This is a genomic window from Dyella sp., assembly GCF_035508675.1.
Taxonomy (GTDB): Bacteria; Pseudomonadota; Gammaproteobacteria; order Xanthomonadales; family Rhodanobacteraceae; genus Dyella_B.
The window spans coordinates 1-7,886 of the sequence record NZ_DATJMN010000353.1 but is presented as its reverse complement, the minus strand read 5'-3'; the positions used below and the strand labels follow the sequence as shown (position 1 = coordinate 7,886).

Annotated in this window: 9 protein-coding genes; 5 read left to right on the top strand and 4 right to left on the bottom strand. The window is 63.2% G+C overall.

Annotated features, from left to right (window positions below; translation table 11 throughout):
• The 3 genes from VMA74_RS18740 to VMA74_RS18730 form a co-directional block, all read right to left on the bottom strand.
• Window positions 1–463: hypothetical protein (locus tag VMA74_RS18740; RefSeq protein WP_325369739.1), on the bottom strand; the 463-nt coding region annotated here is incomplete at its 3' end.
• 575 nt (window positions 464–1,038) lie between these two features.
• Window positions 1,039–1,758, bottom strand: a complete 720-nt coding sequence (locus VMA74_RS18735; RefSeq protein WP_325369737.1) for a ComF family protein — start codon at window positions 1,756–1,758, stop codon at window positions 1,039–1,041.
• A gap of 16 nt (window positions 1,759–1,774) precedes the next feature.
• Window positions 1,775–1,984 (bottom strand): hypothetical protein, encoded by a 210-nt coding sequence (locus VMA74_RS18730; protein ID WP_325369736.1) that lies wholly within the window; start codon window positions 1,982–1,984, stop codon window positions 1,775–1,777.
• A 139-nt stretch (window positions 1,985–2,123) separates the two neighbouring features.
• Between VMA74_RS18730 and bioB the strand changes: the two genes are divergently transcribed.
• The 5 genes from bioB to bioC are packed head-to-tail and all read left to right on the top strand — an operon-like array spanning window position 2,124 to window position 6,785.
• Window positions 2,124–3,167, top strand: coding sequence for a biotin synthase BioB (gene bioB / locus VMA74_RS18725; protein WP_325369734.1), 1,044 nt, complete (start codon window positions 2,124–2,126; stop codon window positions 3,165–3,167).
• Window positions 3,139–4,338 carry an 8-amino-7-oxononanoate synthase gene (gene bioF, locus VMA74_RS18720; RefSeq protein WP_325369732.1) on the top strand — a complete coding sequence of 400 codons (1,200 nt, stop codon included), beginning with the start codon at window positions 3,139–3,141 and terminating at the stop codon, window positions 4,336–4,338. Before bioB ends, bioF begins: the two co-directional genes overlap by 29 nt.
• A 31-nt stretch (window positions 4,339–4,369) precedes the next feature.
• Complete coding sequence (locus tag VMA74_RS18715) at window positions 4,370–5,140, top strand: sulfurtransferase (RefSeq protein ID WP_325369729.1); 771 nt, start codon at window positions 4,370–4,372, stop codon at window positions 5,138–5,140.
• On the top strand, window positions 5,137–5,907 hold the full coding sequence (bioH, locus tag VMA74_RS18710; protein WP_325369727.1) for a pimeloyl-ACP methyl ester esterase BioH: 771 nt from the start codon (window positions 5,137–5,139) through the stop codon (window positions 5,905–5,907). Before VMA74_RS18715 ends, bioH begins: the two co-directional genes overlap by 4 nt.
• On the top strand, window positions 5,904–6,785 hold the full coding sequence (gene bioC / locus VMA74_RS18705; protein WP_325369726.1) for a malonyl-ACP O-methyltransferase BioC: 882 nt from the start codon (window positions 5,904–5,906) through the stop codon (window positions 6,783–6,785). Before bioH ends, bioC begins: the two co-directional genes overlap by 4 nt.
• A 56-nt stretch (window positions 6,786–6,841) precedes the next feature.
• Here the strand turns inward: bioC and lptA are convergent, their stop codons facing one another.
• Window positions 6,842–7,414: a lipopolysaccharide transport periplasmic protein LptA gene (lptA, locus tag VMA74_RS18700; RefSeq protein WP_325369724.1), complete on the bottom strand. Its 573-nt coding sequence runs from the start codon at window positions 7,412–7,414 to the stop codon at window positions 6,842–6,844.
• Window positions 7,415–7,886: the final 472 nt, after the last annotated feature.

The following is a 7,886-nucleotide window of genomic DNA, read 5'->3' as shown; positions in this document are numbered from 1 at the left end:
AGTACGCAACACCAACATTCACGGCAAGCCACGCCAGGTGCATCCGGCTGATTATTTCCACGTATAGCTGTGGAGACAGCACTTCCACCGCTGCGGCGAGGTCCTCCGCTTCCAATTTATCTTTCGGTGTCTTGAAGCCGTCAATCGCCTCTCGAATAACGCGCACCTGTCCAATCTGACTTTCCGCCGCTCCCTCGTTCACTCCAGCGTCGGTCGCTACGGATACAAGGAAGCCACCCAAAGCGCTGAGATTTTCCAAGAACCGGAAGTACTCCTCTTCGCTCACATCGCGGCGCTTGATTTCGTTCGTCGGACTGAGACCAGCTCTCGCCTTCAGGTCATTCAGCGCTTCCTCCGCAGCAACACGATCGCGGGAGCCAACAACGTAGGCAGCGACGACGCACCAAGCCCCGGGCTGACTTGCCAGCGCGAACGTCCCGGATTCGTCGATAAAAATGTGCACGGACTTTGACTCGTCTACCGATGACAACGGGCTATATCAGAGTGAAATCATGAGTATCACGCTTGGTTTGATCACCGAAATTCGCCCGGCAATCGAAGCAGGCGGCTGCAAATCTCAAAGCTTGCTTTGGGGGGTGGATTCAGCCGGTCGATAGCAGACTTTGAAACTAATCATTTCTCGAAGGCTTAGGGATGCTCTGATTTAATCCAGCGTAGCCCGCGACGGCCCTGTGAGTCATCATAGCTTCCTTCACGTACGACACTCATGATTGTCGTGATCGCGCACCTTCTGTGGCCGCTAGTCGGCAAGCTAGTCCCAGGAGAAGATCCGTACCGGCAATCGTCATACGTGCCGCGGGAAAGGCATAGTTCGTGTCCGCCACCGATACTGTTGAAAAGCTCGCTTCGCAAACCCGAGATCGCTTAAAGCGAGAAAATTCGGCCTCTACAATCGCTTTCTGTCGGCCTGAATGTGCAAATTTGTACAGAATCAAATTGTCGTTGCCGTCGTGATCCAAAGGTCGGACGTCTATTTGTTAAGTCGGAGTTTTTCAACAGATTCGACCCAAAGCGTTCTCACTTCCCACCCCCAGGAGCCGGCGCCCGCGCCAGCGCCCATGCATCCACACGCATCGCACCCGCGCGCTTCAACGTGCGCACGCATTCGGCAAGCGTGGCGCCCGTGGTGAACACATCATCGAGCACCGCGACATGCGCAGGCAGTCGCGCACTGGTGCGCACCACAAAGGCACCGCGAAGATTACGCCGCCGCTCGACCGCATCCAGGCCGGTTTGTGCATCGGTGTGGCGCGTGCGCAGCAACACGTCGTGCCGGCACGCCATGCCGAAGCTGCGTGCGAGGGGCCGTGCGATCTCCAGCGCCTGGTTATAGCCGCGCTCGCGCAGGCGACGGTGGTGCAAAGGCACGGGGATGATCATCTGCGGCAGTGCGATGGGATGGGGTTCACGCTGCCACAAGGTCGACAGCACGCGTCCGGCCGCCAGGTCACGGCCGAACTTGAAGCGTGTTTCCAGCCTGTCCAGCGGCCATGCATAGCGGAACGGCGCCCAGGCAGCATCCCAAGGCGGCGCCTTGCGTTGGCAACGTCCGCACAGCGGCGCCGAGATCGGCAGCGGCAAAGCACAGCGCTGGCAGCAATGCGCGTTGCGCGGCAATTCCGCGGCGCAATCGACGCACAGGTCCATGCCGTCTGCGCCCTCGTCGCCGCATAGCAGGCAGCGCCATGGCAGCAGCCAGCGCTGGAGAGGGGAAAGCCAGCGGATTGGCGCATCCATGCGCAGCGGCCCTCAGTCAGGTGGCCGGCTTGAACATGGCCGCGTCGAGGATCGACCACAAATGGATGATCCAGCCCATCCAGAACACCCACAGCACACCGGCCAGCACGAACATCACTACGGCCTTCAGGAAGCGCCCCTGCACCAGCTGACCCAGCCCCGGAATAAACAGGCTGCAAATGGCGGCGATGACATTCCCTGCACTACCCTGACCTGCTGCGCTCATGGCGACTCCTTCAATGGATGATTCGACGATGTTAGCGGTTCCGCCCGCCTTTTCATCTCGTCAACCATTCGTCCGCGCATCGAGTTGACAGCCTCTCGGACGGCTCCCACACTGTGCGCCGGTTTATCGGAGCCCTCCCATGACTGCAGCCGCCCTTCGCCACGACTGGACCCGCGACGAGGTCGTCGCCCTGTTTGCCTTGCCCTTCAACGAGCTGCTGCACCAGGCGCACAGCGTGCATCGCGCGCACCACGATCCGAATGCGGTGCAGGTGTCCACCCTGCTGTCGATCAAGACCGGCGGCTGCCCGGAAGATTGCGGCTACTGCCCACAGGCCGCGCGCTACCACACCGGCGTGAAGGCGGAAAAGCTGATGTCGGTGGAAAGCGTGGTGGCCCGCGCACAGGCGGCCAAGCACGCCGGCGCCAGCCGCTTCTGCATGGGCGCCGCGTGGCGCAGCCCGAAAGACCGTGACGTGGCGCAGGTGGCGGAAATCGTTGCGGCGGTGAAGTCGCTGGGCCTGGAGACCTGCGCCACGCTGGGCATGCTCACCGGCGAACAGGCGCAGACCTTGAAGCAGGCCGGCCTCGACTACTACAACCACAACCTGGATACCGCGCCCGAGTTTTACGGCGAGGTGATCCACACGCGCCAGTATCAGGATCGCCTGGATACGCTGGAACACGTTCGCCAGGTCGGCTTGAAGACCTGCTGCGGCGGCATCGTCGGCATGGGCGAGACGCGCGCGCAGCGCGCCGGCCTGCTGCAGACGCTGGCCAATCTGCCGGAGCATCCGCAGTCGGTACCGATCAACCAGCTGGTGCAGGTGCCGGGCACGCCGCTGCATGGCACCGAGGCGCTGGACCCGTTCGAGTTCGTACGCACGATCGCCGTGGCGCGCATCCTGATGCCCGCCTCGATGGTGCGCCTCTCTGCCGGCCGCCAGCAGATGGACGATGCCGTGCAGGCGCTGTGCTTCTTCGCCGGCGCCAATTCGATTTTCTACGGCGAAAAGCTGCTGACCACCGGCAATCCCGACGTGGAACACGACCGCGCCCTGTTCCGCCGGCTCGACTTGCATGCACTGGAAGTGGCCGAGGATACCGACACCGTGCACGCCGACATCCTCGAAACGGAAGCAGCGGGCTGCGGGCATGGCTGTGGCTGCAGTGCCGCGGCCTGACCTGCTCGAACGATTAGCCGTCCAGACGGCCGAACGTGCGCAGGCGCAGTTGCAACGCCGCCTGCGCACGGTAACGCGTACCGAAGGTGCATTCATAGAAAGCAGCGGGCAACGCCTGCTGGCTTTTTGCAGCAACGATTATTTGGGACTGGCGCAGGATGCACGCTTGATCGCCGCCTGGAAACAGGCCGCGGATGCGTGCGGCGTAGGCAGCGGTTCCGCCCATCTGATCTGCGGCCATCGCCGCGAGCACGCCGAGCTGGAAGAAGCGCTGGCCGAATGGACCGGCCGCGAGCGCGCGCTGCTGTTTTCCACCGGGTATATGGCCAATCTCGGCGTGATGCAGGCACTGCTGCAGCGTGGCGACGTGTGCGTGCAGGACAAGCTTAATCACGCCTGCCTGCTCGATGGCGCGCAGCTGGCTGGCGCCGTGTTGAAGCGTTATCCGCATGCCGATGCCGCGGCGGCCGTGCGCCAGCTGCAAAGTGATGGCAACAGCTGCGCACTGCTCGCCACCGACGGCGTATTCAGCATGGACGGCGATATCGCACCGCTGCGCGAGCTTGCTGCGTTATGCGCTCGCGAAGGCGCCACCTTGATGGTGGACGATGCGCACGGGCTTGGCGTGCTGGGCGCGGATGGCGCCGGCAGCGTGATGGAAGCGGGCTTGAGTGAACGCGACGTACCCGTATTGATGGCGACGCTAGGCAAGGCGGTGGGATGCAGCGGCGCGTTCGTCGCCGGCGACGCCAGCCTGATCGACGGCCTGGTTCAATTCGCCCGCACCTATATCTACACCACCGCCATGCCGCCCGCGCTGGCCGCGGCAACCCGTTGCGCCGTCGCTCTAGCACGCGCAGAAAGCTGGCGCCGCGAAAAACTCAATGGCTTGATCCAGCGTTTTCGCCAGGGCGCCGCGCAACTTGGCCTGCCGCTGATGCTTTCGCGCACGGCTATCCAACCTTTGCTGCTCGGCGATGCGCAACGTGCCTTGGACGCCGCACGAGCGCTGGAAGAAAAAGGACTGCTGGTAGTAGCGATTCGCCCGCCCACCGTGCCGCACGGCCAGGCCCGCCTGCGCATCACGCTGTCGGCCATGCACGAGGCATCGCACGTGGATCGCCTGCTGGAAGCCTTGGCGTCCCTGCGGTTGGCAAGTGCACCGGTATAATGGATGGCGCTTCGCACGCTTATTCCCTCTCATGTCGATTCTTAATATCTCCGCCTATCGCTTCGTCAGCCTGGACGACCTGCCCGCGCTGCGCGAGCGCATGCTGGCGCAATGCCATGCGCTGGCCTTGAAAGGCACCATTCTGCTGGCGCCGGAAGGCATCAATCTGTTTCTTGCCGGCCAGCGTGAAGCCATCGATGCCTTCATGGACTGGCTGCATGGGGATCCGCGCTTTGCCGGCATGCATGGCAAGGAATCCGTGTCCGACGAGATACCGTTCAAACGCATGCGCGTACGCCTGAAAAAGGAAATCATCACGCTGCGCCATCCAACCATTCGCCCGGAAGGCGGCCGCGCACCGGCGGTGGATGCCGCCACGCTCAAGCGTTGGCTGGACCAGGGACACGACGACGAAGGGCGCGAGCTGATGTTGCTGGATACGCGCAATGCCTACGAAACCGAGGTGGGCATGTTTCCGCAGGCCATCGACTATCGCATTGCCAGCTTTACCGAGCTGCCTGCCGCAGTGGCAGCCGATCATGCCCGCTATGCGGACAAGACCATCGTGTCGTATTGCACGGGCGGCATTCGCTGCGAAAAATTTGCGTTGTACATGCAGGACATCGGCATGCAGCGCGTGTTCCAGCTGGAAGGCGGCATTCTTAAATATTTCGAGCAAGTGGGCGGCGCCCATTGGCAGGGCGACTGCTTTGTGTTCGACGAGCGGGGCGCGGTGGACAAGGAACTCCTGCCTGCCGGCTTATCGCCTCCCTCTTCCCCAGCAGAAAACCCGCGCGCATGAGCCTCTACATCGAAACCCAAGGCAGCGGCCCGATTCCGCTGGTGATGCTGCACGGCTGGGCGATGCACGGCGGCATCTTCAAACCGCTGGTGGATGCGCTGCATGAACACTGCACGATGTACCTGGTCGACCTGCCCGGCCATGGCTTTTCGCGCGATTGCGGCCTGCCACTGGAACCGCAGGCTTGCGCACGCGCCATTGCCGAGGCCACGCCTTCGGCGACCTGGCTGGGCTGGTCGCTCGGCGGGCTGATCGCGCTGCAGGGTGCGCTGGATTGGCCGCAACAAGTGCGCAGCGTGGCCATGCTGTGCGCCACCCCGCGTTTCGTAAGCGGCGAAGACTGGCCGCAAGGGCGCGATCCTGCGCTGGTGCGCCAGCTCGCCACCGATCTGGAAACCGACTACCACGCCACCATCGAGCGCTTCCTCGCGCTGGAAGTGATGGGCAGCCCCGACCCGAAGGCCGAGCTGCGCAAGCTGCGCACCGAGGTATTTGCGCGCGGCGAACCCGATCTGCGCGTACTGCAGGAAGGCATTCGCCTGCTGGACGAAACCGACTTGCGTGCCAGCTTGCCGCAGCTCAACCGTAGCAGCTGGTGGAGCGCCGGACGGCTCGATCGGCTGGTGCATCCCTCCGCCATGGAATGGTCCGCGCAGGCCAGCCAGGGCGAATTCCACGTGATAGCGCGCGCCGGACACGCACCGTTTCTCAGCCATGCCGATGCCGTGGCGCAAACGCTGCGGCCATGGCTGGAGGCGAACGCATGAGCGACTTCCAGATCGATGCACAACGCGTGCGCGCCAACTTCAGCCATGCCGCCGGCAGCTATGAACAGCACGACGTGCTGCAACGCGAAGTACAACAGCTGCTGCTGGAACGTTTGGACTTCTATCTGCAACCGCCCGAGCGCGTCATCGACGTGGGCGCGGGTACCGGGCGTGGCAGCGCGCTGCTGAAAAAGCGCTACGGCAAGGCGCAAGTGATTGCCGTGGATGCGGCATTGCCGATGCTGCGCACTGCCAAGTCGCATGCCGGCTGGCTCAAGCCGTTCGCGCGCGTGTGCGGCGAGGCGACGGCCTTGCCGCTGCCTGATCACAGCGTGGACGTGCTGCATTCCAATCTGTGCTTTCAGTGGATCGATGATCTTCCCGCGCTGTTCGGCGAATGCGTACGCGTGCTCAAGCCGGGCGGCATGCTGCTGTTCTCTACCTTCGGCCCCGACACCTTGCGCGAACTGCGCGCGGCCTGGGCCGCGGTGGACCAGCATTCGCACGTCGGCCGCTTTCTGGACATGCATGACCTGGGCGACGCGATGATCGCCGCCGGCTTGCGCGATCCGGTACTGGACGTGGACCGCTACACGCTGACCTACAGCGAGCCAAAGGCGCTGCTGCACGAGCTGAAAGGCCTCGGCGCGACGCATGCCGACCGCGGACGCGAGCGCGGCCTGACCGGCAAGCGCCACTTCCAGGCCATGCTGGCCGCGTACGAGGCGATGCGCGTGGATGGCCGTATTCCCGCGACCTGGGAAGTGGTCACCGCGCATGCCTGGGGCCCGGCATCGGGGCAGTCCCGCCGCACGAAAGACGGCGGCGAGATCGCCAGCTTCTCGGTTGACAACCTGCGCGGCTCGCGGCGGCGCTGAGCATTCGCTGGATGCCGCAACAGGCTGGGATGAAATCCCAGCCTATGATTCACCGTTTACTTCTGCGGCGCCGCCACGCTGCCTGCAGGCGCCGGCTGCGCCGCATTCGCCTTCTGCCGCTGCTTGGGCAAATAGGTCATGCTCACATGACCCGTGCCGGTGAAATACGAGGTATTGGTGTTGTAGGTGAGCTTGTCGGCGTGCGCCTCACCCATGCCTTGCTGCGTCACCACCGCATTGGGCTGCAGCACGGCGATGCCATTGATGTTGTCGTAGTCCAGCGTGGGCGCCTCGCCGGTCATCAGGCGATCGCTGTCATCCAGTTGCTGGATGTGCGCCGGGCTGCCTTTCATCACGATGCGGCTGACCTGGGTCTGCCCATCCAGATAAACCTGCGCTACATCACCCGTGGCCTTCATGGTGCCCTGGGTAACCACCACCTTGCCGGTAAGGGTGGTGATGGTATTGGGGGCATTGAAGCCGTCGACGGACACCTGCGACGTATTCATCGGCTGGTTGCGGTCGCCGGTTTTGGCGTGGACCGCCAGCGGCAGCAGCAACGCGAGCGCGAGACATAGCCGGAGCACCGAGCCGCCATGGCGCATAGGGAAATCGAAGGACGACGTCATGTGCAGCTGCTCCACGTTCCGGTTATGGACGCCATTCTATTGAGCTGGCAGGCCGGGATGCCATCCCGGCTTCGCTAACCGCATTGGTGCCGGGATCTACCACCTCGGTGCCTACGTGCGCCTTATGAGAAAGTAAGGCCACCCGCGCATCACACGTCGCCCGCCCCTTACAGACATCCGCACGCTTACTTGCTACGTTCGCCTCGTCATCGACGCCATCTCTCACCGGGTAACGTCGATGACCCTTGCAGCAATGCTTGGAGAAGCGCGGATCGTGAGAGCTGGAACTCCCACGACCCGCTAACCACAACCAACTGTTACGGAGTTGATCAGTCGAGTAGGCCGCAGGAACCTCCCCCGCGACCTCTCACAGAACCGTACGTGAACCTCTCGATTCATACGGCTCTTCGCATGCAGTCGATTCTTATCCCATACCAATGCACGAACAGGTAGGGGTGCTGCGCTCTTAGCT

Coding starts and splice junctions, on each gene's coding strand:
- bioB (WP_325369734.1), top strand. CDS start 2,124: ATGACTGCAGCCGCCCTTCGCCACGACTGGACCCGCGACGAGGTCGTC.
- bioC (WP_325369726.1), top strand. CDS start 5,904: ATGAGCGACTTCCAGATCGATGCACAACGCGTGCGCGCCAACTTCAGC.
- VMA74_RS18730 (WP_325369736.1), bottom strand. CDS start 1,984: ATGAGCGCAGCAGGTCAGGGTAGTGCAGGGAATGTCATCGCCGCCATT.
- lptA (WP_325369724.1), bottom strand. CDS start 7,414: ATGACGTCGTCCTTCGATTTCCCTATGCGCCATGGCGGCTCGGTGCTC.
- VMA74_RS18735 (WP_325369737.1), bottom strand. CDS start 1,758: ATGGATGCGCCAATCCGCTGGCTTTCCCCTCTCCAGCGCTGGCTGCTG.
- bioH (WP_325369727.1), top strand. CDS start 5,137: ATGAGCCTCTACATCGAAACCCAAGGCAGCGGCCCGATTCCGCTGGTG.
- VMA74_RS18715 (WP_325369729.1), top strand. CDS start 4,370: ATGTCGATTCTTAATATCTCCGCCTATCGCTTCGTCAGCCTGGACGAC.
- bioF (WP_325369732.1), top strand. CDS start 3,139: ATGGCTGTGGCTGCAGTGCCGCGGCCTGACCTGCTCGAACGATTAGCC.